Origin of the sequence: Pseudomonas sp. TH41 (assembly GCF_016650695.1) — a bacterium.
GTDB lineage: Bacteria > Pseudomonadota > Gammaproteobacteria > Pseudomonadales > Pseudomonadaceae > Aquipseudomonas.
On the sequence record NZ_JAEKFH010000003.1, the window covers coordinates 1,652,620 to 1,677,302 of the forward strand.

Annotated in this window: 21 protein-coding genes and 1 pseudogene; 2 read left to right on the forward strand and 20 right to left on the reverse strand. The window is 58.6% G+C overall.

Going from position 1 to position 24,683, the window contains the following annotated elements; all coding sequences use genetic code 11:
• Nucleotides 1-6 precede the first annotated feature (6 nt).
• A complete protein-coding gene (locus tag JFU37_RS10210; protein ID WP_201115175.1) occupies nt 7-972 on the forward strand; it encodes a metal ABC transporter ATPase in 966 nt (321 codons plus the stop codon).
• A 36-nt stretch (nt 973-1,008) separates the two neighbouring features.
• Here JFU37_RS10210 and JFU37_RS10215 read toward each other — a convergent pair whose 3' ends face one another.
• From JFU37_RS10215 to msbA, 5 genes are all read right to left on the reverse strand, one after another.
• Nucleotides 1,009-1,827 carry a hypothetical protein gene (locus JFU37_RS10215; protein WP_201115176.1) on the reverse strand — a complete coding sequence of 273 codons (819 nt, stop codon included), beginning with the start codon at nt 1,825-1,827 and terminating at the stop codon, nt 1,009-1,011.
• Between the two features lie 69 nt (nt 1,828-1,896).
• Nucleotides 1,897-2,604, reverse strand: a complete 708-nt coding sequence (locus tag JFU37_RS10220; protein WP_201115177.1) for a hypothetical protein — start codon at nt 2,602-2,604, stop codon at nt 1,897-1,899.
• On the reverse strand, nt 2,605-3,579 hold the full coding sequence (locus tag JFU37_RS10225) for a glycosyltransferase (protein WP_201115178.1): 975 nt from the start codon (nt 3,577-3,579) through the stop codon (nt 2,605-2,607).
• 110 nt (nt 3,580-3,689) lie between these two features.
• Entirely contained in the window at nt 3,690-5,111 is a 1,422-nt protein-coding gene (gene hldE / locus JFU37_RS10230) for a bifunctional D-glycero-beta-D-manno-heptose-7-phosphate kinase/D-glycero-beta-D-manno-heptose 1-phosphate adenylyltransferase HldE (protein ID WP_201115179.1), read from the reverse strand.
• 171 nt (nt 5,112-5,282) lie between these two features.
• Nucleotides 5,283-7,085 carry a lipid A export permease/ATP-binding protein MsbA gene (gene msbA / locus JFU37_RS10235; RefSeq protein ID WP_201115180.1) on the reverse strand — a complete coding sequence of 601 codons (1,803 nt, stop codon included), beginning with the start codon at nt 7,083-7,085 and terminating at the stop codon, nt 5,283-5,285.
• A 154-nt stretch (nt 7,086-7,239) separates the two neighbouring features.
• Between msbA and JFU37_RS10240 the strand changes: the two genes are divergently transcribed.
• A complete protein-coding gene (locus tag JFU37_RS10240; protein ID WP_201115181.1) occupies nt 7,240-9,102 on the forward strand; it encodes a bifunctional O-antigen ligase/aminoglycoside phosphotransferase family protein in 1,863 nt (620 codons plus the stop codon).
• Nucleotides 9,103-9,230: 128 nt separating this feature from the next.
• Here JFU37_RS10240 and JFU37_RS10245 read toward each other — a convergent pair whose 3' ends face one another.
• The 15 genes and pseudogenes from JFU37_RS10245 to JFU37_RS30625 all read right to left on the reverse strand — a co-directional run.
• The gene (locus JFU37_RS10245) at nt 9,231-10,115 is read right to left on the reverse strand and encodes a glycosyltransferase (RefSeq protein WP_201115182.1); all 885 of its coding nucleotides are present in this window, start codon (nt 10,113-10,115) and stop codon (nt 9,231-9,233) included.
• Nucleotides 10,112-11,266, reverse strand: a complete 1,155-nt coding sequence (locus tag JFU37_RS10250; RefSeq protein ID WP_201115183.1) for a glycosyltransferase — start codon at nt 11,264-11,266, stop codon at nt 10,112-10,114. Before JFU37_RS10250 ends, JFU37_RS10245 begins: the two co-directional genes overlap by 4 nt.
• The gene (locus JFU37_RS10255; protein WP_201115184.1) at nt 11,263-12,147 is read right to left on the reverse strand and encodes a DUF6625 family protein; all 885 of its coding nucleotides are present in this window, start codon (nt 12,145-12,147) and stop codon (nt 11,263-11,265) included. Before JFU37_RS10255 ends, JFU37_RS10250 begins: the two co-directional genes overlap by 4 nt.
• A 54-nt stretch (nt 12,148-12,201) precedes the next feature.
• Complete coding sequence (locus JFU37_RS10260; protein ID WP_201115185.1) at nt 12,202-13,635, reverse strand: PIG-L deacetylase family protein; 1,434 nt, start codon at nt 13,633-13,635, stop codon at nt 12,202-12,204.
• 8 nt (nt 13,636-13,643) lie between these two features.
• The gene (locus tag JFU37_RS10265; RefSeq protein WP_201115186.1) at nt 13,644-14,540 is read right to left on the reverse strand and encodes an antimicrobial resistance protein Mig-14; all 897 of its coding nucleotides are present in this window, start codon (nt 14,538-14,540) and stop codon (nt 13,644-13,646) included.
• Nucleotides 14,540-15,670, reverse strand: coding sequence for a glycosyltransferase (locus JFU37_RS10270; RefSeq protein ID WP_201115187.1), 1,131 nt, complete (start codon nt 15,668-15,670; stop codon nt 14,540-14,542). Before JFU37_RS10270 ends, JFU37_RS10265 begins: the two co-directional genes overlap by 1 nt.
• Nucleotides 15,654-17,411 (reverse strand): carbamoyltransferase C-terminal domain-containing protein, encoded by a 1,758-nt coding sequence (locus JFU37_RS10275; RefSeq protein ID WP_201115188.1) that lies wholly within the window; start codon nt 17,409-17,411, stop codon nt 15,654-15,656. The genes JFU37_RS10270 and JFU37_RS10275 overlap by 17 nt, the downstream gene beginning before the upstream one ends.
• A gap of 177 nt (nt 17,412-17,588) precedes the next feature.
• Nucleotides 17,589-17,924 carry a YceK/YidQ family lipoprotein gene (locus tag JFU37_RS10280; RefSeq protein WP_201115189.1) on the reverse strand — a complete coding sequence of 112 codons (336 nt, stop codon included), beginning with the start codon at nt 17,922-17,924 and terminating at the stop codon, nt 17,589-17,591.
• A 192-nt stretch (nt 17,925-18,116) separates the two neighbouring features.
• Nucleotides 18,117-19,568 (reverse strand): lipopolysaccharide kinase InaA family protein, encoded by a 1,452-nt coding sequence (locus JFU37_RS10285; RefSeq protein WP_201115190.1) that lies wholly within the window; start codon nt 19,566-19,568, stop codon nt 18,117-18,119.
• A 55-nt stretch (nt 19,569-19,623) separates the two neighbouring features.
• Nucleotides 19,624-20,358, reverse strand: coding sequence for a lipopolysaccharide kinase InaA family protein (locus JFU37_RS10290; RefSeq protein ID WP_201115191.1), 735 nt, complete (start codon nt 20,356-20,358; stop codon nt 19,624-19,626).
• Nucleotides 20,358-21,164, reverse strand: coding sequence for a lipopolysaccharide core heptose(I) kinase RfaP (rfaP, locus tag JFU37_RS10295; protein WP_201115192.1), 807 nt, complete (start codon nt 21,162-21,164; stop codon nt 20,358-20,360). The genes JFU37_RS10290 and rfaP overlap by 1 nt, the downstream gene beginning before the upstream one ends.
• Nucleotides 21,164-22,285 carry a glycosyltransferase family 4 protein gene (locus JFU37_RS10300; protein ID WP_201115193.1) on the reverse strand — a complete coding sequence of 374 codons (1,122 nt, stop codon included), beginning with the start codon at nt 22,283-22,285 and terminating at the stop codon, nt 21,164-21,166. Before JFU37_RS10300 ends, rfaP begins: the two co-directional genes overlap by 1 nt.
• Nucleotides 22,285-23,346: a lipopolysaccharide heptosyltransferase RfaC gene (rfaC, locus tag JFU37_RS10305; protein WP_201115194.1), complete on the reverse strand. Its 1,062-nt coding sequence runs from the start codon at nt 23,344-23,346 to the stop codon at nt 22,285-22,287. Before rfaC ends, JFU37_RS10300 begins: the two co-directional genes overlap by 1 nt.
• A 1-nt stretch (nt 23,347) precedes the next feature.
• Complete coding sequence (gene waaF, locus JFU37_RS10310) at nt 23,348-24,382, reverse strand: lipopolysaccharide heptosyltransferase II (RefSeq protein WP_201115195.1); 1,035 nt, start codon at nt 24,380-24,382, stop codon at nt 23,348-23,350.
• 211 nt (nt 24,383-24,593) lie between these two features.
• Nucleotides 24,594-24,674 (reverse strand): annotated as a pseudogene (locus JFU37_RS30625) (outer membrane lipoprotein carrier protein LolA); the annotation flags it as partial.
• Between the last annotated feature and the right edge of the window lie 9 nt (nt 24,675-24,683).

The window sequence follows — 24,683 nt, forward strand, 5'->3', positions numbered from 1 at the left end:
GCCGACATGCCGCGTACGCTCATAAGAAAGAACCCGAGCAACTTCAAGACCCTGCCGTTATACGTCGAAGCGACCCCCGAAGGCTTGAGCTATCAGAGCGTCGGGATGCCGCTCAATTTCTCCCAGACCCTGCAACGCCGCCGCCCGGTGACGGTGGCCAACACCGAGCGGTTCTCCCTGGAGCTTGCCAACCTTGGGGTCTCGGTGCGTCTGACCCTGCACTGGCAGAATCGCGATTACTGGGTGTTGGTGCGTCAGCGTCGGCAGGATCGCGGCGATGTGGTGCTCAAGCTTATTTCCGGTTATGTGCCGGCTCATGAATTGAATCTGCCGCTGCACACGGCAATCCAGGAGATTGCCGAAGAATGCTTGCTGGAAACCCCGGAAGGCTGGTTAGGCGGGCGTTTCAACGATACCTGGCTGCCGGCGCCCTATGCCACCGCGCTGCATTACCGTGAAGCACTGCCGTTTCGCCTGACGCCGTTGTCCGGTTCGGCGCGGCCGGTGCGTTGCGCCAAAATGCAGCTGATAGAGCGCCCACGGGCTTACGTGCATTTGCCGACGGCGTCGCTTCAATTGATCTATGACTTGCGCCTGGAAGTCCCCAAGGAAGCCAAATCCCTGAGCTTGTTTCATGTCGATGAGCGACTGGAAGGCGATCAACTGGTGGCCCGGCTCGATCGCAAGCGTCCTGATCTCTATCTGATGCCGCTGGAAGATGGCGTGCCTCTTCCAGAGCTGTTCACGCTCAAACGCGACAAACTTTTGCCGGCCAGCACCCGTGGACTCTATCTTGCCGAGAGCTTTGCGACCCAAGAAGGCTGGGTGGTGCGTGAAGAACGTATCCGTTGGAAAGACTGGGTCACACAACAGGGTCTGGGAGCGCCGAAACCCCAGCACCAAGGGCTGATTCGACTGAAAGCCAAGGCCCTGCGATTGGTGCGGCTGGTACGGCGAACGGCAGACAAGTAGACGGGGCTTGCCGCGACCAGGATTCGCAGGCTGTCCTCAACCTTCGGACTTATCCGATCGCTGCCTGTCCATGAGCGTGCGTATCCGCGCTATCAGATGGAAATAGCGATTCTCTCGCTTGCCCATGCCTCGTTTGGGAGAGAACGATTCATCAGCGAATGCACCGGTAATACGAACACGCGAAGCCGTGGTGTCCATGGTACAAACCCTCACGCCTGCCTGTTGCAGTACGTATTTGAGCAACCGCTCGGAGTGCAGCTTTCTTCCCGTCGCCTCACAAAAATCGAAGATGTGTTCAATCCGCTTTCCATACGCTTTGTACGCATCACGCCCACAAATGGCAAAACGATCGTTCAGACCTCCCCACCACTGCCAATCAGGAATGTAGGTATTGAGCCGCCTGGCTTTGGGGCGCTTGAACACATAGGCCGGAAGAGGTGAGTGATAGAAATTATCAGGACGCACAAACACGACGAAATCAGGATCGAAGGACTCCATCATGCCGGTGACAGCGTGCAGAGAATTCAGTTGATAAATCAGGTTCTTTAGCGACGCGTGCTCATCAGCCCATGTATCGCCAAGTGCTCTCACGCGCTCAAAGTCCCAACGCTCCAGAACGCCCTCCGTTGAGGCAAGCATACCGGTCATGGACTGGAAGGGCTCGTAGTTGTCCGCGTTGAGCTCTCCGCTTTCTCCCGAGCGCTGATTCTGGATTTCGTCGATTTTATACAGGTGGTAAAAACACCTTACCTGGCTGTTCGCAGGGAGTTGTGCAAGAACGTTTTCTTGAATGGAAGGAAAGCAGATTTCCGAATTTCTAGGAATACCAAAAAAAGCCACCGCAACTTTTAACACTCGACTGCACCCCAGAAAATAATGTGCCTCTTCACCGCACTTTGTTGGCAACAACCGGTAAACGATCACTCATTGGCGACGCAGTAATACTTGCCACCAACGCCGTCGCTGCAGACGCACCACGATCACATCCGATTTCGCCAACCACTCTCGCTCATAGTCCCAGGCATGCCCGCCCCAGAGCTTTCCCGCTTCATTGGAAAAACCCAATGTCATGAGCTGGTAGGTATAGCCGGTATGACTTCGCAGCCAATCGAACAACACCAGGGCATTGAAGCCCGTTGAAGGTCCGACATAGCGCTTCCCCCCCGGCCGATCAACCGGGTAATTCCACAACGCCGGCAGCGGGATACGCTCCCAATAAAGCGCCACCCGCGGCAACGCACACATCGCCTCCGTGCATCCCACCAACATCGTGAAACAACGCGCGCCAGGTTGTTTAAACAACTGCTGCACTTGCGCGCCATAAGGAAGGCCGAAAAAGTAAGCGTCAGGCGCATTGAAACCATGCACGAACACATTGACGCTCTGCGGGGAAAGGAGTTCGGATTTCACACAGTTATTGAAGCTGACCACCACGTCATCCGAGCCGATATTCAGGGCCTGAAAGTCAGCCGCCGTAATGGCCGGATTATTCGCCACGAGCACCACGCGCGCCGCGTTGCGCAAGCACCCTTTCAGCTCCATCGGCAGCCCATCGAAAACAGACTGGTGACCACCGGGCATTGCATCCAGTGCCATCTCTTCGCTGGATTGAGGCTGTCGAGAGTCCGTCATCTACCCTGCTACCTTCATCCTGTGGCGTATCTTGACCCACAGACGAATGAACGCCGATGGTGGTTGCCAAGGGCGCATTTCACGCTGTATCTCGGCAGCGAGCGCACGCCCCACGCGAGCGAAGGAATACTGGCTCTCAGCGAATGCCTGACCGTTACTGGCGATACGAGACGCAAGTACCGGGTCACCCTGCAGCAACTTGAGTTTTTCCACTGCTTCGTCTTCAGAGTGATAGAACACCGTGTTGTGCATATCCTGAAAACCCAACAGCCCGTCTTCTTCGCCCTGACTCCAGGCAAGCACGACACAGCCACACGCCATCGCTTCGAAGTTCTTGATCATGAATTCCCCCATACCGATATCGGCACTGACGAAAATCTTGATGCGATTGAGTGTTTCCAGATAATCGTTACCGGATTTGGTGCGGGTCACCAGCATGTCGGTACGCTGAGCCAAGGACTGCAGGAGTGCCTTGCGCTGCGCATATTCAGTGCTTTTCAAACTGCCCAGGAAGCCAATCGGAATGTCGCGAACGCCACCCGTATTGCGCAACATTTGCTCGTCATACCCTTTGGATACGAACACTGCATCAATATTTTCGGCTTGCATGCGACGCGCAATAACAGCGCCCGAAACCAGTACTCGAATACTTGGAAGACGGCTGTAAAGACGCGAGTACGCACCTTGATACTTACTGGCGGGCATGTAATTTTGATAGGCGTCATGCTCGAGAATGACAAGACCGGGAATACACTTCAGCACGCTGAGTTGTCCGGACAGGCGCTTGAGTCTCGAAAAAATCACGACGCGGTCAAAGTTCTGATAATCGACGGAAGTGAGGAACGGCCCGAGATTCATCTGTTGTTTTTTGCTTAGGCGATAGACGACACATTCATCGCAGTTTTGCTGCACGATTTCATACAAACGATCCAGTATGACTCGCTGTTCGTCCATCACCAAGAGCATGACTTTCATAGATTAATTTACCAACACACTAGTTTTGTACCGGCCAGCAGCGGCTGGGGACGGAAACCCCTCATCACAGAGCCCGTCCCAATCAGTACATAAGTGAGTAACTCACCTTATCAATGGCTGCGAATCTTCTCGACAATCGCCGTTGTCGAGCTGTTTTCCACCAAACCGAGCACTTTCACCGTGCCACCGTAAGCGGTCACGATGTCAGCACCGACCACCTGGTCGATCCCGTAATCACCACCCTTGACCAATACATCCGGCTTAACCTCGCGCAACAGGTTTTCCGGGGTACCTTCAGGAAAACTGATCACCCAGTCCACCGCGCCCAAACCCGCCAGTACAGCCATGCGACGGTCGACACTGTTGATCGGACGCCCAGGGCCTTTCAGCCGGCTGACCGACGCATCATCGTTGACCGCAACGATCAGACGATCGCCTTGTGCACGCGCTTGTTCGAGGTAGGTCACGTGCCCGGCATGCAGAATGTCGAAGCAGCCGTTAGTGAAAACGATCTTCTCTTTGTGCGCACGCGCATCATCGACCGCCAGCAACAATTGCTCGATGCCCAGCACACCGCGCTCGGACCCTTCCTCGCGCTGGATGGCACGACGCAGTTCCGGAGCGCTGATGGCCGCGGTACCGAGTTTACCGACCACGATGCCTGCAGCAAGATTAGCCAGGGCCACCGCGTGCGGCAGTTCCTCACCCGCGGCAATCGCAGCCGCCAAGGTGGAAATCACTGTGTCACCAGCACCGGTCACATCGAACACTTCACGGGCTCGCGCCGGCAAGTGCAGTGCCGGATGATCCGGGCGCAGCAAGGTCATGCCGTGTTCGCCGCGGGTCACCAGCAAGGCGCCGAGGTCCAGGTCGTGCATCAACTGCGCGCCTTTGCTCACGAGCTCGTGCTCATCGACGCAACCGCCGACGATGGTTTCGAATTCGCTGAGGTTCGGTGTAATCAGGCTTGCACCGCGGTAGATCGAGAAATCCTTGCCCTTGGGATCGGCCAGGACCGGAATGCCCCGCGCACGGGCGGCCTGGATCAGCACCTGATGGTTTTTCAGCGCGCCTTTGCCGTAGTCAGACAGCACCAACACCTTGATACCTTCGAGCAACTCGTCGACTTGCGCACCCAACGCGAGGGCGTCAGTGGCGAAGGGCTCTTCGAAGTCGATACGCAGCAGTTGCTGGTGACGGCTCATGACCCGCAGCTTGACGATCGTCGGCTGGTGCGCGATGCGCTGGAATAACGCTCGCACGCCCGCGCCCTTGAGGCTATTGACCAGGCTGTCGGCGGCTTCGTCGTCGCCGGTCACACCCACCAGCGAAGCCGGGGCACCGAGTGCGGCAATGTTCAACGCCACGTTGGCGGCACCGCCCGGGCGGTCCTCGATTTGCTCGACTTTGACCACCGGTACTGGCGCCTCAGGGGAAATCCGTGAGGTACCACCATGCCAGTAACGGTCGAGCATGACATCGCCGACCACCAAGACAGGGGCTTGATCGAATCGCGGCATGGACAACTTCATGGAGCAACCCACATACAAAATGAACAAGGGCGGGATATTAGCACAGGGTTGGCGTGGGGCTTACGCATGGCATGAATGAGGGTGCCAAAAGCAAAAAATCGCAGCCTGTGCAGGTACGAAAACCTGAGGTTGCGATTTTTTGGCCGTCACGACAACTGACCGTCGATGGAATCAGGCGATATTTTCAGCCGGGGCATCGAGGCCCATGGCGTTCAGGCGCGCGTAATAGCCATTCTGCGCCAGTAGCCCGGCATGCGTGCCACGCTCGACGATCCGGCCCTGATCCATGACCAGAATCAAGTCAGCCTTCTCGATGGTCGATAAGCGGTGAGCAATCACCAGGGTGGTTCGTCCTTTCATGACCTGGTCCAGAGCGGCCTGAATATGCCGTTCCGACTCGGTGTCGAGGGCCGAAGTCGCTTCGTCGAGAATCAGCACAGGCGCATTCTTCAACAAGGCCCGAGCAATCGCCAGACGCTGACGCTGGCCACCGGACAGCAATACGCCATTCTCGCCGACCTGGGTGTCCAGGCCTTCAGGCAGTTGCGCGATGAAGTCCATTGCGTAGGCATCTTTCGCAGCTTTTTCGATGTCTTCACGAGGCGCGCCGGCCAGATCGCCGTAAGCGATGTTGTTGGCCACGGTATCGCTGAATAGCGTTACGTTCTGGGTCACCTGAGCGATGTGCTTGCGCAGGTTAAGCAGTTTGTACTGCTCCACTTCGACGCCATCGATCAGGATCTCGCCCTTGTCGTGGTGATAGAAACGCGGAATCAGGTTGGCCAGGGTCGACTTGCCACTGCCCGAACGCCCCACCAGCGCCACCATTTGCCCGGGCTCGACCGAGAAGCTGATGTCGTCGAGTACCTGGCGATCGGTGCCTGGATAAGTGAAGCTTAGATGCCGCACATCCAGGCGACCGGTAACGGCATCGCGCTCGATAGTGCCGGTATCGACTTCCGGTTCGACGTCCAGTTGCTCGAAGATGCTCTCGGCACCCGCGACGCCTTTCTGGATGGTCGAACTGACTTCGGACAATTGGCGGATCGGCTTGGGCAATAACCCCGCCAGAGTGATGTAGGCAACCATGTCACCGGCAGATGCATCGCCGCGCAGGAACAGCACCAGGAACATCAGCACGGCCATGGCGGTGTAGATCACCAGTTGCAGCATCGGCGTGTAAATGGCGCCGGTACGGGTCATGCGCAGTTGCTTATCGGTGTTGTCCTGGCTGGCGTTGAAGAAGCGCTTCTCTTCGTAGACTTCGCCGCCGAAGCTGCGCACCACGCGATAACCCTGGATAGTTTCCGACGCCACGTGCGTTACGTCGCCCATCGCTGCCTGGATCTTCTTGCTTTGCTTGCGGAATTTCTTGCTCGCGGTACGAACCATCACCGCGATCAGCGGCAGGATAGCGACCATGACCAGGGTCAGGCGCCAGTTCATGAACAGCAGCGAGGCAAACAGGAAGATCACCGTCATGCCTTCACGGATTACGACCTTGATCGCATCTGTGGCCGCCCCGGTGACCATGGTCACGTTAAAGGTGATGCGGGAAATCAGGTGACCCGAGTTATGCTTGTCGAAGTACCGGTTTGGCAGAACCAACAGGTTATTGAACAACTGTACCCGCAGGTCATGGACCAGCCCGAGAGAAACCTTGGCCAGGAAGTAGTTGCCCAGATAAGATCCCAACCCCTGCCACGCGGCGATCAGAATGATCAGCAGCGGCACGGCCTGCAGCAGTTGCAGGTCACGCAGGTAAGGCACGCTGGGAAACAGCGCCGCCTCGGGATTGGACAAGCCATCGACGAAGTACTTGAGGATGTAGCCGAGCATTGGCTGCGTCGAGGCGAAAATCAGAAAACCGACGATGCTGATCAGGAACAGGCTGATGTACGGCCGGACATAACCGAGCAGACGGAAGTAGATTTTCAAGCTCGAGGGGCTTGCGGAGAGACTGGAGTCGGTCATATCACGCGAATGTCGATAAAAAGGACGCTGACTTTAGCACAGCTTCCTCAGGGTTCTGGCAATCACATAAAGGCTGTTATTGTTAGACGGCACAACCAGTATCATATGGCCACCACTCGAATGACCGATCAACTTCAGGATTGAATCTCTCAGCATGCAATTCAGCGGTTTCAACAATACGTCCAATCGAGTCTTCGATTTCATTTGTCTGTGGATACTTCCACTTGGCTATTTCTTGCTGCTGTGCGCGTTGTTCTTCCTGCCGGGCCGCAGTCTGCATCACAAGCTTTACTATGGCCTGTTTAGCATTCCATCGCTGATAGCTCTTTGCCTGCGCCCCCGAGAACTTAAAGAGTTGCTGCGCGAGCCGATCTTCATCGCGATACTGCTGTTCGCCGGGTGGGTGCTGTTGAGTATTTGCTGGGGCTCTGGCGATGAGAGTTTTGCCGGCCAGGTCAGACCACCGCTACACACATTGATGCTGTTCGTCGGGTGCTACCTGCTGACGCGCTACCGCAGCGAGATCATCTACCCCCTGCTGTTCAGCGCCGCGATAGTCGGGCTGATCGCGACGGTCTATAACCTGTATATGTTTGCCCACACCTATCAACCAGGCATGCGCCTGATTGGTGGCGGCGCCTTCGACAATCCATTGCTGAGCTCGCATTTGTTCGGTTTTTTCTGCGTCTACTGGCTCAGCTTAAGCATGACCTGCAAGCGCCCGCAGATCCTCTGGCTGAGTATCCCGGCGATGACTGTCATGTTCATTGCGGTGATCGCCACCGGCTCCAGGACACCGCTGGTAGCCCTGACACTGGCTGCACTGTGGCTGGGCTTCATCTGCTGGAACCGCCGCTCCGTCATATTGCTGGGTGTTACGCTCATCAGTGGGGCTGCGGTGGTTATGCTTTTCTCGAACATGATTTTCGCAAGAGGCGATTCCTATCGCCTCGAAATCTGGCAGATTGTCCTGCAGAAAATCGCCGAACACCCATGGATCGGCCATGGCTACGATGCCGACTTGACCGTCGATGCGGGTCTGGGCTACACGCTGTCCGAACCCCATAGTTTCGCCTTAGGCGTTCTCTACTACGTCGGAATTCTCGGCTTGATCCCGTGGCTGTTCTTCCAGGCCTTTGGCTTGCTGAGCAGTTGGCGCCATCGCGTGCAACCGCTGTTCATCATCGCCTCGACCTGGCTGGTGTTCGGCATTGGCGCGGGACTGACCGAAGGCGGCGGGATTATTTCGCGCCCCAAGGAACACTGGTTCCTGCTGTGGATTCCCCTGGCACTGATCGCCGCGCTCAGCATCAACCAGCGCGCGGGTCGCCTACTGAGCCTATCAATCAAGAGACTATCCCAGGCGACCCTGCAAACGCTGACCGCCAACGCCCAGGTGATTGAAGAGGATGGCCTGGGCCCGAAGGTCCTGCGCCTGGTCGATGGCAGTTTCCTCAAGTTGTTCCGAGCTCGTCGCTGGTACACCTCGGGCAGCTTCAACGCCTACTCCGAACGCTTTGCCGTCAACAGCGAACGATTGCGCAACATGGGGTTCCCGACCCCACACATCCTGGACCTTTACCGCCTCGATGATGGCAGCAGTGCCGTGCATTACACGCCTCTGCCGGGCAATACCTTGCGCCAGATCCTGCAAGGCATTACGGCCCCGGACGTGCGTCAGGCGCTGGTGGAGCGCTTCGGCAAGTTCATGGCGCAGCTGCACGAGCAAGGGGTGTATTTCCGCTCCCTGCATTTGGGTAATGTGCTGGTACTGGAGGACGGCGAGTTCGGTCTGATCGACGTGGCTGACCTGCGCATCTACCCTTCGTCACTGAGCCTGTCTCTGCGCCAGCGCAATCTGCGCCACATGCAGCGCTACACCGTCGATCGACGCTGGTTGTTTGAAGATCATTTCCAGGCGCTGCTGCAAGGCTATGCCGTGACAGCCTCGAAATCTGCTGCGGATACCCTGCACAAACAAGTGCTGGCTGCCAGACCACCTGCCCAGGTTCGCTGAAAATCGAAGCTCAACGAAAAAGAGCAGCATCCGCTGCTCTTTTAAAGGAGTGCCAGCGCACCTGACATCGGCCGCGCCCCGGATTCAATCCAGGGCACTCGCCTGATGGGCGGGATTCAGCCGATAGCTCAATCTTTTTTCAAAGGTGAGAAATACAAGCGCCCCAGGCCACGCCAGGTCTTCTTGTTCCACGCCTTGAACGGAATCTGCGCCAGCAGTTCGCGCGCCAGCTTGCGGTCTCGATTGGCGGTTTTCAGGAACATCGAACTGAGAAACTTGTAGCGTACGTGCTCGTACAGCGGGTGATCGCTGAACAAAGCGTAGGTACGCAGAATGTTGTCGATCATGAAGCGGTGATTCTTGTACGAATTGGTGGCGTGCTTGCGATAGCGCGCCATCAACACGTTCAAGCCATCAATGAAGTAACCGGCATGGGTTACTTTCAACTCGATCAACAAATCTTCCAGACGAATCGTCGGATCGAACCCGCCGACCTTGTCCAGCGCCTCACGGCGAATCATCAGGGTCGGTGCCGGTGGATAAGGCTTGCGTTCGAGGAACATGTCATCGAAATCCAGACGGCGGAACGGCACATCGCGGCGCTGACGCGACTCCGGGTACGGATTGCCGTCGGCGTCCATGAGCTCGATGTTGCCGGCGCAGATGCCGACCTCGGGCTTGCCATCCATGTGCGCCACCTGCGTGGCGATGCGTTCGGGCAGCATGATGTCATCGGAACCGAATGGCACGATGAGACTACCTTTTGCACGAGCAATGGCACCGTTAAGGGTATTGGTCAGCCCTTGATTCTGCTGCACACGGAAATCAAAGCCGTGTTGTGCCTGCAAGGCGTTGATCCGCTCGACACTGTCATCGCTGGAGCCATCATCGACCACCAGCAACTCGATGTTCGGATAGGTCTGGTTGAGGACACTGAGAATGCTCTCCTCAATATAGGGACCGTGGTTATACGACGCGATGATGACCGTGACGATGGGTTGTGCATCGCTCATGATTGTTCCTCGCGGGCCTTGCTCAAGCCTGAGTCGATCAGGTCCAGGTATTCCTGGCGGAACACCTCGATGTCGTGTTGCTTCTGAAGATAATGATAGGCCTGTTCGCCCTTGGCCTTGAGCGCGTCATCCGACAGCCCAAGGTAGTTATCCAGTGCCGCGACCAGGCTCGGTACATCTTTTGGCGTGATTGCCAGACCGCCAGCGCCCTGAATCAGCGGTAGCATCGCCGGCACATTAGAGGCAATCACCGGAAGATGACCGCTCATGCCTTCCAGCAATGCCAGCCCGAGACCTTCTGCCAGCGACGGCATGGTCCAGATGTCGAACGCGCGAACGTACTGCAAGGCGTTTTCCTTAAACCCGAGCAAATGCGCACGCCCCTTCAGGCCCAGGCGTTCAATCTCGGCGGCCAGGCGCGACTCTTCACGCCCGGCACCGATGATCGCCAATTGAGTATTTGGATACTTATCTTTAAGGGAAGCAAACGCCTGCAACAAATAGGTGTGCCCCTTGACCGGCACCAACCGACCCAACGCGCCGATCAACCGCACCGATGGATCAATGCCAAGCATTTCGCGAGCGCGCTCGCGGCTGTGTTGTAAGCCTTCAGCCTGCTCGATATCGATGGCGTTGGTGATGGCGTAAGTGTTCCGGTCGGTGAAACCGCAGTCGCAGTCCAGCAGGTACTGTTTGACCGCCGGCGACACACCCACAAAGCGCCAGTGACGATCGATCAGGCGCTGGGTCTGGCGGCGTCGGTAAAACCGGTCGTACTCGCCAAATCCGTGGGAAATACCAATGCACAGTGGCACTTTCAACCAGCGATTGAGCATCAGCATCATGTTCACCGGTTTGAAGCGGTTGCAGATCACCACCTCGAATTTTTCTTTGCGGCAGAACTGATACAGCCGCCACATGGCCCGCAGGCGCATGCCTTTGAGGGCCTTGTCGGAAAATTCGAAATACACCGAGCGATCGGCACGGCTCACCGCATCGCCAGGCCCTGGCTTACCTCTCAAGAACGCTGCAGTCACCTCATAACGATCGCCTGGCAGAGCCTTGACGATCTGCTCCGCGAGGTCAGCAAAATCATGGGCCTTGACGTTGTAGTCAGGCTGTAATTGCAGAACCTTAGACCGTTGACTCATAACGCTCCCCGGTGAAAACCAGCCGCATCGATGACCCAGTCAGGCTCGGCGGCGAGACGCCGGATCTCGGCCGGGTCGGGTTGAGGCAACAGTGACCACTCGTTGCGTTTCCAGCAGACAAAGTGGAAATACGGAAACCGGCGATCGCCATCGCGATCATTACCCAAATGGCCATTGCGCCAATACCATTTGAGCGGGAAATCCTCGGTGCCGTCATGCCACTTGATGCAACCACCCGGCGTGCTGAATGCCTCGGTGAATTCGCTGCGTCGACGCCATGGGTTGAACTTGCCCACCAGCTTGAACAAGGGCTCTGGAAAATTCTTGCGCCAGAGAAAGATTCGACTGAATGCGCCCTCGTCCAGCGCGTGATGCTTCTGATCAGTGAACCGCGCTTTCCAGTCCTTGATCTGCCTGAACAACTCACGCTTGCGGTCGGTGTTGCGAATCAGGCAAAGATGCCCGGCAACTCGTCGCTCGTGGGTGGAAAACAGGTCATAAGAGGCGAGCCGATCGGCAGTGAAGTAACTGCGCAGATCACCATACACCAGATCAATATCGCCGAAGCCCCAGAAATCATAGCCTTGCAAGCGGTCGGCATGAATAAGCCCAAACGCTGGCCGGATGTCGCACAGTTTGTAAGCCTCTTTCGGCGCAAAGTCGATGTCCAACCGCTGGGACACTATCCCGCAGTAGTCGCTGAACATCATGCTCTCGACGGTGACATTGGGCGGCAGATTCTCGGGAACGCCACAGTCACTGAAGAACAACCAGTCGATATCAGGATTGCGACGGCAGCTTTCGAGAAAAAACGGCATCCAGAATGGCCAACGGCCGAAATAAGGCATCAGAAACAAAATACGCGGGCATGGGTTGATCACAGAAAACTCACTATCAATGCTTAAAACGCCGACCACATCAGGCCGCGCGATACGTTAATTCTGCTGTGCAGATGTTTCGCCATGTTTCAGAAGCCAGAACAGCTCTTGGCGCCTGACTGCCTTGCGAAAGAACTCATTCTCTCCATAGAGGGACGGCACTCTATTGGCCAACAGCCACTGCATCAACCGCCGCACTCGCCGCTTGAACGGCATCGGCGGTTGCAAGTCGTGCATCATCCCCAGCGCCATGGCTTTATCGCGCTGAACCCCCAGAGGCATTGGCAGGCTGCATGGCTGCATCGGCACCGTGGAGTCGAAGGCGGGTGGCAGCGCAATGCCATGGCCTGCATCGCCCATCGGCCAGCGATCGTTGTCGTGCAGGTGGTTGGCGTAACCGAGCAACGTGGTCGGCTGCCACTCCAGGCCTCGCAGCGCTTCAAAAACCGCTTCCTGCGCGCAAATGTGGTCTGGATGTGGATCGAGCGTCGGGTGCGGCAACACGATGACGTCAGGGCGCGCCCGTAGCAGCAACTCGCGCAGATCAGCCAGCAGATTGTTCCAGGTCGGCATACCGTCGGCGTCGCCCGGCAGGGCAAAGGAATTCAACTGCCGGAACAAGCGGGTGTCGTTCAGATCCGCTTCCCGTGATCCCACGGGCTGATTTGGCGCGGCCTGCATCGCCGCCAGTTGCAGACAGAAATAGCCCAACTGCACGCAATGGGCTTCGGGCACCCCGGCCCAGCGCGGCACGGTGATGCTATCCCAAGCCCGCAGTCGGCCCTTGAGGCGCGACGCTTCGACGGTGTTCAATCCCATCTGCTGATAGTGTTCAGCTTCGATTTCACCGGCGGTGAGGGTGACGATCCAGGCTTCGTCGGCCTGACTATACAGACCGTAGGCCGCCAACTCCGCATCGTCGGCATGGGGCGCGATCACCATCACCCGCTGACGCCTGTAATCCGGATGTTCGAACACCCACAGGACCGGCTCGCCGAGCAATCGGCAAAAACGCCCGCGCAAACGTAATTCACCTTTGGACAGCACCTGAGCCTGACCACTCAGATTGAGATAACGCAGGCCGTTTACACCGCGCTCGAACGTTTGTCGGTCCGGGTTATCGCCACCTGACAATTCAACCACAGGGTCGATAAAGCGCCCCAGCCAGGTGCTTTTTATCCGCAGCGCCAGGACCAGCGTCGCGTCGTCGACCAGCATGACGCCCTCGTCCAGCCGTAAACGCTCACCGTCCAGGTGAACCTTGGGCTTTTGGGTATACGGTGGGAAGTTGTACTGGTAATCGTCTTTCGGGGAATAAAACAAATGGTCGGCAAACCACGCCTCGTGGGCGATCCAGCCGAGGAGCGCGAGCAGCAACGGCAGCCACCAGGCCACCAGCACGCCGCAGGTAATCAACAGCACCAGCGCGATCAACAGTCCGATGCGCTTGTTGCGTCGGTGGCGCTTGAGCAGGTGTTGTTTGCGACTCATGGGCTCACTCATACGGTGAAGACCGGCACAGGGTTGCACCAGCGTTCCTTGTATTCACGGTCAGCGCGCCCGAAGGAAAAACGCAAGGGCTTGTCCAGCGCCCGGGCATGCTCCCAGGCGCTTTGAGTGTTGAGAAAACTCAGCACGCTGCCGGGACTGAATTCACGGGTTTCGGGATCGACGCCGCCATTGATGTACTCGACGCTGATCCACTGCGGTGTCTCGACGCGGTAGACCAGTTGAATCGCTATCGGTGCATCGTTGAGGAAAATCACCGAACCGATCAGCAATTCACGCAGCAACTCGATAACCTCGGCCATACGCTCGGCGCCTGTTGCCGGGAACCCCCAGCGACGCTGGAACAGATCGCAATAGATCGCCGCCAGCTCGGTGCTGGAAAATTCGGCGACTGGCCGCACGACGCCACCCGCCTCTTCCAGCAAGCGCAATTCGCGGCGCTGGTTGTAGCGAAACTTCTTCGACAATTCTTCCGGTGTACGGGCCATGGCCAACTGCTCAGCCTGCAACTTGATGCCGCAGAAGCGCCCTTCATTCAGCACCGAGAGATAGCGTGCGCGGTGGCGCAACGGGGCCTGGGCGTCGTCGCAGGCGGGCAGGATCAGTTCGGCATTGCCGAGGTCAAACAAGCCTTTTTTACCGCTGCGCTTGAGCACATCCTTGGACAAGGCGAGGTCACGCCCCCAGGTCGGGATCGCAGCTTTGACGTCGCCATTTTGCTCCCAGGCCAGGTAGCGCACCGGGATGCCGGCCAGCTGAGCCAGACGCTCGACCACCATTGGATGAGTTGCGACGCTGCCGCCATAACGCTGCCACGCCTCGGCATAGGTCGGGGCATCGACTACCGCCCAGCCACGCTCACGCCAGCCTTGAAGTCGGTTGAGCATCAACCCCTCGGCGCCAGTTCGGTAACACGCGGCAAACGCCAGAACGCGTCGCGCACCGCGAGGTCGGAGAAGCGCTCACGCAAGCGGCCAAGCATCAGCTCGGCACACTGGCGTCGTTGCTGCTCGTCCATCGCGGCCAGATGCTGCAGGCCTTGAGCCAAGCGCTCGGCATCGCCCAGCGGGAACAAAATGCCTACGCCCTCGACCACTTCCCTCGCACCGCCACACGCGGTGGCGAGCAGCGGCACGCCAGCGGCCATGGCCTCCAGCAGCACCATACCGAACGGCTCGTTATCGGAACTCAGGGCAAATACGTCGAAGGCACTGAAATAACGCCGGGCGTCGGGCACTTGGCCGAGAAACAGCACACGGTCGCCGATACCGAGCTCACGGGCGCGGGTCTTGAGCTCCGACTCCAGCCGACCAGTACCGAGGATCACCAACTGACTATTGGACGGCAAGCCCGGCAACGCGGCGGCAAACCCCTCTAGCAGCGTGGCCTGATCCTTGTCCGGATGCAGCCGCCCGACATTGCCGACCACCCAGGCATCCATCGACAAGCCCAGGGTTTCCCGCGCTTCGCGAGCTGACACCTGACTGTCCTGCAAGGCTTGCAAATCGATACGGTTGTAGAGTGTCTGAATCCGTGCGGCCGGCCATTTCGGCAGGCAACTGCGCATGTCGTCGCGCACTGCATCGGAGACCCCGAGCAGGCTCAGGCGCTTGCGGAAAATACGCGCAAAGAGTTTGCGAGTGCCTCGCTTGTAATCGCCAAACGCGTGGTGCACGCCAATCACTGGCAACGAAGTGCCGAGCAAGGCGATGTAGATCGGCTTGAAACGATGGGCAATGCAGAAACTGAAGTTGCGCGAAGCGGCGATCTTGCGCAGATCGACGATGGCGCCCAGCTTCAGGCCACGAATGGCCTTGGAGCTGTATTCCATGAACAGCACTTCATCGGAAGCGCAGCCCGCGGCGACTTCGGCGTCGGCGGCCCCAGTCAGGAAGACCGTGGTCACACGGTAACCGGTCCCCGCGAACAGGTTGGCGTACTGCCGGGCGCAGTCCAGAAACGGCCCGTCATAGCCGTGACAGAACTGCAACACATGGCGTTCAGCCGAGCGTGTCATATGCGTCCGCGCCCTCTTTGACCACCAGAATGTCTTCCATGATTAGATACTGTAGATCGGATCCGAAGAACATGTTCAGGGCATCCGTCGGCGAGCAGATCATTGGTTCGCCACGGCGATTGAGCGAGGTGTTCAGCGACACACCGTTACCGGTGAGCACTTCCAGCGCTTTCATCATGTCGTAGTAGCGCGGGTTGTATTCGCGCTTGAGTACCTGGGCCCGCGACGTGCCGTCTTCGTGGACGACTTCCGGCACGCGGGTCTTCCACTCTTCCGCCACTTCAAAGGTGAAGGTCATGAACGGCGCCGGGTGATCGACCTTGATCATCTGCGGTGCGACGGTGTCGAGCATCGACGGGCAGAAAGGCCTCCAGCGCTCGCGGAACTTGATCTGATGGTTGATCCGGTCAGCCACGCCAGTGGCGCTTGGGCAACCGATGATCGAGCGACCGCCCAGTGCGCGCGGACCGAACTCCATGCGGCCCTGGAACCAGGCCACCGGGTTGCCATCGACCATGATTTTGGCGATGTTTTCCGGCATGTTCGCAAGCTTGCGCCATACCGGTTTGCTCGGGTGACGGGCACACGCGGCAAGCACGTCTTCATTGGTGTACGACGGACCGAGGTAGACGTGCTCCATCTTCTCGACCGGTACGCCACGGGCGTGCGACACATAAGCAGCAGCACCCACCGCGGTGCCGGCATCGCCAGACGCAGGCTGGACGAACAACTCTTTGACGTCATCGCGGGCGATGATTTTCTGGTTCAGCTTGACGTTCAAGGCACAGCCGCCGGCGAACGCCAGCTTGCCGGTTTCCTTGAGCACATCGCCCAGGTAGTAGTCGATCATCTGCAGCGAGATCTTTTCAAACAGCGCTTGCATGCTCGCGGCGTAGTGGATGTATGGCTCGTCGGCGATATCGCCTTCGCGCTTTGGACCCAGCCACTCGATCAGCTTCGGCGAGAAGTAGAAACCTTTGCCCTTTTCTTTATAGCGGCGCAGGCCGATGACGTTGGCGTAGTCGGTGTTGATCACCAGCTCGCCGTTTTCGAACGAGGCCAAGCGTGAGAAATCGTATTTGCTGGCGTCGCCGTACGGCGCCATGCCCATGACCTTGAACTCACCGTCGAGCATCTCGAAACCGAGGAACTCGGTGATCGCGCCATACAGGCCACCCAGGGAATCCGGATCGAAGAATTCCTTGATCTTGTGGATTTTGCCGTTTTCGCCATAACCGAAGAAGGTCGTGGCGTACTCGCCCTTGCCATCGATCCCGAGGATCGCGGTTTTTTCTTTAAAACCAGAGCAATGGTAGGCACTGGAGGCGTGGGCCAGGTGATGCTCGACCGGCTCGATCTTGATTTTCTTCGGATCGAAGCCCAATTGCTCGAGGCACCAGACAACCTTGTTGCGATAGCGTTTGTAGCGACGGTTACCCATCAGGATCGCATCGAGCGCACGATCCGGGGCGTACCAGTAACGCTTGGCGTAGTGCCAGCGCGCTTTGCCGAACAGGCTGATCGGCGCGAACGGAATCGCGACCACGTCAACGTCGGACGGCTTGATGCCCGCTTGCTCGAGGCAGAACTTCGCCGATTCGTAAGGCATGCGGTTCTTTGCATGTTTATCGCGCACAAAGCGCTCTTCCTCGGCCGCCGCGACCAGCTTGCCGTCGATGTACAAAGCTGCGGAAGGATCATGGCTAAGGGCGCCGGACAGGCCAAGAATCGTCAATGCCACAGGGGTCTAGCCTCTAGTTAGTCTGCATGCAGGCGCAAGGCGCCTCAAAAATTAATGTGCCCTCGCAAGGGGCGAGAGACAGCTAAAGGGCGGGATTATAGCGTAAACATGGCGGGAATGACCCTAAGGTTATCAGCGCCGCAAAGATGGCACCCTGAACTAAAGCGCTCCCCCGGCTCATCCATTGGCGGACTGCCAGTAAATCCGGAGGCTGCCGTCGACGCCCTGCCGATAAATCGTGTACGGCAGGACAACCGTGTCCAGAACGCCGGACAACGTCATGTCCAGCAAAACGAACGGCACCAGAAATCCTGTGGGGTCCGGTGCTGCATGCAACAGGCAAAAATCGTGGGCCAGACCGCTATAGACGCGAGGAATGGACTGACAGTAGGTTTTTTGCCGACGCAGGCTCTGAGTGGCCGCCGTGTCATCCTGCAGCACCGTGGTGACGGTCCCGCAACCTGCCAGAACCAGTGAAAGAGCGCCTGATGAGACTGCCATTTTTATAGTCAAAATCTGCCCTCCGAGAACGTCAGGCAAACTAGCATCGTGGCAAATCAGGGCACAGTTCATGGGGTCTGCAGATTATGTAGGACATTTCATAAGAACTTGCCCCTTAATCTCGGGGGGCTGTTCTGGCCCCTTCGCAAGCAGGCTCGCTCCCACATTTATCCAATGTGGGAGCGAGCCTGCTTGCGAATGGATTCAGGCAGCGCTGGAGATGTCTTTGGGAAGACGCTGATCAATGACCTGATACAGCGCACTGTTTTCAGGCCAGTTACGCATGAACCGCGCCCGATCTCGCGTATACGCCGGGGCAAAACTGCTCACCGAGCCATGCTGACACATCGAATCGAGATCGATCAGCGCCCAACGATCCTGCTGCCAGAACAGATTGTGACCCTTGAAATCCCCGTGACTGATCCGTTCGCGAATCAGTTCGGCAAACAAATGATCCAGCGCCAGCAATTCAGCCTCGGGCGCCCCGCCGCTCTCAACGTACGGCGCGAAACGCTCAATAATGTCAGGCCCCGACAAGTGCTCGGTCACCAGATAGGCCCGACTGCGCAACCACAGAAAACGCTTTTCCAGCAGCGCCAATGGCTTGGGCGTGGCGATTCCGAGGAACGCGAGGCGATTGCCTTCGCGCCACGAATGCCAGGCGCGGCTCGGGCGCCAGAAGCGTTTGAGCCAGTGGGTAAAACCTTTGATGTTGTAACGTTTAATCACCAGCGTCCGACCGGCCACCGCGACTTTTCCGACACTCGCAGCACCGCCGGTCTTGTACAGATGCCCCTGATCTAGCAAGGCATCCGCCTGCTCCAGCACCGGCAGCATCGCCGCCTCTTCCTCGCGACGAATCGCTCGCAAGCCGAACGCCCCGCGCTGGACGCTGAACAGCGTGCATTCGCGACCGACCTTGGCCAGGAAGTCCTTGAGGCGCCAGCTACGAACTTTATTGATCTGCTTCTGCAACGCCTCCATGGGCAAGGCATGTTCGCCATTGCTCAGGAGGTAATACACCAGCAATTCTTCGGTGAACGGCTCCAGCGACTTGGGCAACTGGGCGAAAAACACACCGAGGTTTTCCAGGACCTTGTGTCGCGATAGCGGCTGGCCCGGTGTTTCGGTACAAATCCCGGCACCGTCGATCAAATACAGCCGACCACCCTGGCGCAACAGATTGTCCAGGTGCAGGTCTTCCTGCCAAAGCCCTTTGCGGTGCAATTGACCAATCGCACCCAGCGCATCGGCCAACACCGCCGATTGCTCATCCGCAAGCATTGGCAAGTGCTCAACCTGTTCCCAGGCATCCCCCAGGCTTTCGGCGCCCTCAAGGAAATCGAACAGCAACCAGCCGCCCTCGCCGTCTTTCAGGCCGTCGGCCAACAGCTGCGGGGTGGTCAGCCCTTGAGCGGCCAACAAACGCACACCGTTGCGTTCACGCTGAAAATGCCGCGCAGCCTTGCTGCCCACCAACAACTTGGCCAGCACCGGCCGGCCACGCCAGACACCGGCACCGACATAGCGCTGCCCCGGCAACACTCGCAACAGGCTCAACAACTGCAACTCGGCAGGACCGGCGGCATCGGCCAGTGAAATACTCAGCGGCAGGCCCGGGCTGCGGCCGGCGTGTTTCAGTTCGGACAAACGCATCAGCACATCTCCTGACGGTTGAGTAGCGCACGGTCTTCAACGGCCAGAAAATCAGTCATTCGCGTCCCTCGAAAAATCTCACCACGTGCCGGATGCGTTTTTTGTCGGCAGCATCGAGCCGTGTCTGCTGGCGGTATTGCAGATAAAAGCGCAGGCGCTGGGTGGCCGACAGATGATATTTGGCCACCTTGTCGAGACAGGCCAAGTCTTTGGTGATGCGGTACTTGAGCCAAAAGCCGCGCCAGAAATCGCCATTGGGGCAATCGATCAGAAATAGCCGAGCGTCATCATCGACCAGCAGGTTGCGCCACTTCAAATCGTTATGGGTGAAACGGTGGTCGTGCATGGTCCGGGTGTAACCGGCCAACTGGCGACTGACAGTATCGACCCAGACGCGGTCTGACAGCCTGGGATCATGCCGGTTAGCGAGTACCGACAAATCTTCGGTGTTCGGCAGCTCACGGGTGATCATCGCCCCGCGATCGTACGCGGCGCCGCGACGCTCCAGCCCCCAGGCCACCACTTCAGCGGTAGGGATGCCCCATTTGGCGAAGCGCTTGAGGTTCTGCCACTCCGCTTTCACTCGAGGTCTGCCCAGGTAACGGCGCAGGCCTTTGCCAGCACCGACATAACGTTTGACGTAATAGTTGACGCCATTGCGCTGGACACGGATGACCTCGGACAACGGGTCGAGGGTCAGACGTTCGCCCTGAAGCGCAAACACCGCCTCAAGGCTGCCAAAGTCTTCCGCCAGATCGCTGTAAGCAGGCTCCAGTTTCCAACCCGGCATTAGAGCGCATCCCCGTATCGCTGTTTACGGTCGTAGAGTTTGTTGGCTTTGCCTTCCAGCCAGGCGAGCAGTGGCGCTTCTTCCGCCAGAATCTGGCGCAGCGGCTGCTGAAAGTAGCCCTTGAGGAAACGCAGTTTGTCGCGTTGGGTCAGGCCGATGTCCAGCGCCGAAAAGTACAGCGCCGCCAGATCCTTGTTGCGCCAGCGTTGGGTAATCGCCGGGCGGGTCTGGGCACGGTGCAGGTCGATCACCGAGAGCTTGAAATCCTCGGCCGTCACCGGTTTATCGGTGTGCAGCAGGAAGTGGCAGATGTAGCAGTCGCGGTGATTAACGCCGGCGCGGTGCATCATCCCGGTCATACGCGCGACCTCTGCGATCAGCGCACGCTTGAGTTTGGGCTCCGGCGGCTGCTTGACCCAGTCAATGCTGAAATCTTCAAGGCTGACAGTCGGCGCCAATTCTTCAGTGACAATGAACGAGTGTTGATCCGCCGGGTTGCTGCCCTTCTCGCCGTAAGCGACGGCGGTCATGGTCGGCACGCCGACGGCTTGCAGGCGCTGAATGGCCCTCCACTCCTGACCGGCGCCGAGCACCGGCAGCTTGGCCGTCAGGAGGTTTTTGAAGATCTCGCCCCAACCGATGCCACGGTGGATCTTCACGAAGAAACCATCGCCGTTCACTTCAGTGCGCAAGGTCCGGCGTGCTTCCAGTTCACGGTAAACCTCGCCCTGGAGGCTTTCGACTTCGGTGAACGCATCGCGTCCGGCCCAAAGGCTCTTGAACGGTTCAGCCAGCATCAACTTCATTAAGTGTGCTCCGCCAGAATCACATCGGCCGCGTGCTGCGGCATGCTATAGAGGTCGGCCGTCTCGGCGTAGGCCAGACCGTTGCGGCTCCAGGCCGCCCGTGCTTGAGCGTCGTTCAACATACCGGTCAGGTATTGCGTCAGTTGCGCCTGGTCGAAGGGTTCGTCCAGCACCAGGCCGGCGTCGGCCTCGGCGATGTAATGGGCGTAACCACAGACGGCACTCACCAGCACCGGTAACCCGGCCACCAAGGCTTCGAGCAGCACGGTCCCGGTGTTTTCGTTATACGCCGGGTGGATCAATAGATCGGCACCGAGCAGGAAACGCGGAATATCGCTGCGGCCCTTGAGGAACGTCACGTTGTCGCCGAGGCCCAGTGTGGCGCTCTGTACCTGGAATAATTTGGGGTCATCCTGGCCAATTACAAATAGCCGGGTGCGCTTCTTCAGATCAGCGGGCAACGCGGCCAGCGCTTTGAGGCTGCGGTCCACGCCTTTGGTCTTGAACCCGGAGCCGATTTGCACCAGCAGCAGTTCTTCGTCTTTCAGGTTGAATTCATGACGGAATTCAGCACGGATCTCGGCGGCATTGGCGGGCGCGCGACGGTCTTGAGAGATGCCCGGCGGCAGCAAATGAAAGCGTTCCAGCGGCGTGTCGTAATGCTTGATGAACAGCGGCTGCTGGACCTCGGAAATCATCAGCACTTCGGTCTTGGCGTCCCTGGCGAACACGGCGCGCTCGTACTCGGCGAAGTGCCGGTAGCGGCCCCAACGACGGTACAGCGAATTGCGCAGGTTCTGTGCCTTGTCTTCGAAGCAGCCGTCGGCAGCGTAGTAAACGTCCAGGCCCGGCATTTTGTTGAAACCGATCAACCGGTCCACCGGACGCTTGGCCAGATCCGCGTCCATCCACTCGCTAAGTTTTTCGTTACGGCGATGATTGAAGAACGCTTTGACGGGCGCCACCAGCACTTCAAAACCCGGAGGCACATCGCCTTCCCAGATCAGCGTGTACACGCGAATCTGATGGCCGCGCTGCTGACATTCCAGGGCGATGCGCATGAAATCGCGCTGCAAGCCCCCGAACGGAAAGTACTTGTACAAGACGAATGCCAATTGCATCAGCGCAGCTCCTCAGCCAGTAACAACGTGCTCAGTCGGATCGCGACATGCTCGGGATTCAGACGCGTGAAGCACAGCGGCCACTCGCGCTTAAGGTCAAACCGACGGGCGTCATCGGCAGTCGGTTGGTAGGTGCATTTCTTTTGCAGGCACGGCGCGCAGGGAAAGTCACTGGCCATATGAATCTGCGCCTTGCCGTAGGCGCCGGTCAGGCCCGGGTTGGTCGGGCCGAACAGCGACAGCGTCGGCACGTCCAGGGCAGCGGCGAGATGCCCCAGACCGGTGTCCACCGCCACGCAGGCTTGTGCGCCGGCCAATACTTTTCCGACGCCCGCGAGGTTCAGCCTGGGCAGCACTTCGACGTGCCGCATGCCTTTGGCGATGCGCTCGGCCCGGGCTTTTTCGACGGGATTGCCCCACGGCAACTTCACCGCGACGCCGAGGTAGCCGACGCGCTCGGCCAGCTCGCGCCAGTAGGCTTCCGGCCAGTGTTTGGTGTCCCAGGTAGTGCCATGGAGAAACACCACGTAAGGATTCTTGCGCGGCAACTCCACCAGTCGCTCGACGCTCAGGCCATAGTCGCCCAAACCTTTTGGCAAGTCGTAACCCAGGGCCACGGCGAACAGCTGGCGCACCCGCTCCACCGCGTGCTGCCCACGGGCCACGGCCAGACGGCGCGAATAAAACCGTGCGGCAATCGGCTCACGCGCGGAGTTCTTGTCGAGCCCGGCCACCGGCGCTTTGACATAACGGGTCAGCAACGCGCTTTTCAGCAAGCCCTGGGCATCGATCACCAGATCATATTGAGCGGCACGAACGCTTTGCTTGAAGCGCTTCCACTCACCACTCGTGATGGTCTGCCAGATGTGCTTGCGCCAGCGACGGATCGCTACCGGAATCACCTTGTCCACCGCCGGGTGCCAGGTCGGGATTTCGGCGAAACCTTCTTCCACCACCCAGTCGAACTTGATGCCGGGGATCGCCCGCGCCGCGTCGGTCAGCGCCGGCAACGCGTGAATCACGTCGCCCAGCGAAGAAGTCTTGATCAGCAGAACCCGCAAACTATTTGACCTCGACCACAGTGCCCTGCAACCGCTGCAAGGCTTCGTTCACCGCTTGCGGCATGAGCTGGCGCAGGCAGTTGTAATGACCGAAGCGGCACGTGCGATCGAAGCACGGGCTGCATTCGATGCCCAGGCGCACGATCTCGACGTGCTCGGCCAATGGCGGGGTGAAGCCTGGCGAAGTCGAGCCGTAAACCGCCACCAACGGGCGATTCAACGCCGCGGCGACGTGCATCAAGCCAGAGTCATTGGACACCACCGAATCGGCGCAGGACATCAGGTCGATGGCTTCAGCCAGGGAGGTGCCGCCGCTGAGGTTCACCGACTCTTCGCGCAAACCGGGAATCAGCCGCGAACGGATGTCTTCGCCGACGGCGTGATCGTTTTTCGAGCCGAACAGCCAGACTTGCCAGCCTTCGCGAATCTGCGCTTCGGCCACCTTGGCGTAGTGCTCGGATGGCCAGCGCTTGGACTCGCCGAACTCGGCACCGGGGCACAGCGCCAACACCGGGCGGTCGAGAGTCAGACCGAACTTGACCAGTGCTGCCTCGCGGGTGACCGGATCGATTTGCAACGCCGGGCGCGGGTAAGGTGTCGGCAGTTCAACGCCAGGCTCGTAAGCCAGGGCCATGAAACGCTCGATCATCAGCGGGTAACGTTCTTTATCCAGCGTGCGCACGTCATTGAGCAGGCCATAGCGGAACTCGCCGCGCCAGCCGGTGCGTTTCGGGATGCCGGCAAAGAACGGCACCAGCGCCGACTTCAGGGAGTTGGGCAAAAGGATCGCCTGGTCGTACTGGCCAGCCAGGGATTTGCCAATGCGCCGGCGCGTCGCCAGCTCCAAGGCGCCATGGCCGAGCGGAAAGCTCAAGGCCTGACGCACTTCGGGCATGCGCTCAAGAATCGGCCGGCTCCACTCGGGGGCCAGCACGTCGATTTCGCACTGCGGGTGGCGTTGCTTGAGACACTGAAAAAGTGTCTGCGCCATCACCATGTCACCGACCCAACTGGGCCCAACGATCAGAATTTTCATGTGGTTTCCAAAAACGAGCCGGGGAGGCATACGCCTCCCCGCCTCGAGAATCACTGTGGGAGCAGGGGCTGCTTGCGATGGGTCATCACCTTCAACATTGCTGTCGACTGTCACTCCGCTATCGCGAGCAAGCTCGCTCCCACATTGGGTATTGGTGCACATCCAGTGCGGTGCAGCTTAGCTGCCTTCCATCTGCAAAACACTGCAATGCCACTGTAGGAGCTAGCTTGCTCGCGATGAACCGAAGAGCGCCGCGGGGTGTCAGGTGTGCCGCGTTATCGTTGACCACCATCGCGAGCAA